The 518-nt window shown below is 63.7% G+C and carries 1 pseudogene; it reads left to right on the forward strand.

Annotated features, from left to right (window positions below):
- Positions 1-518 (forward strand): annotated as a pseudogene (locus N7568_RS22510) (pyruvate dehydrogenase (acetyl-transferring), homodimeric type); the annotation flags it as partial.

Genomic DNA, 518 nt, shown 5'->3' on the forward strand with positions numbered 1-518 from the left:
GGCCAACTGATCCACCCCGGCATCAACGAAGCCGGCGCCGTCGCAGCCTTCACCGCCGCCGGCACCGCCTACGCCACCCACGGCGAACCCCTGGTCCCGATCTACGTGTTCTACTCCATGTTCGGCTTCCAACGCACCGGGGACTCCTTCTGGGCCGCAGCAGACCAAATGACCCGCGGCTTCATCATCGGCGCCACCGCAGGACGGACCACCCTCACCGGCGAAGGACTCCAACACGCCGACGGACACTCCCCCATCCTGGCCTCCACCAACCCCGCCGTGAAAACCTACGACCCCGCCTACGGCTACGAAATCGGCCACATCATCCGCCACGGCCTCGAAGAAATGTACGGCGACAACAGTACTGATCAAAACGTGATGTACTACCTCACCGTCTACAACGAACCCATCACCCAACCCGCCGAACCCGAAAACCTCGACATCAACGGGCTCCTCAACGGCATCTACCGCCTCGCCGAAGCCCCCGCAACGGAAAGCACCAACCCGGACAACCGCCC

This window comes from Paenarthrobacter aurescens, from assembly GCF_025421775.1.
Lineage (GTDB): Bacteria > Actinomycetota > Actinomycetes > Actinomycetales > Micrococcaceae > Arthrobacter > Arthrobacter aurescens_B.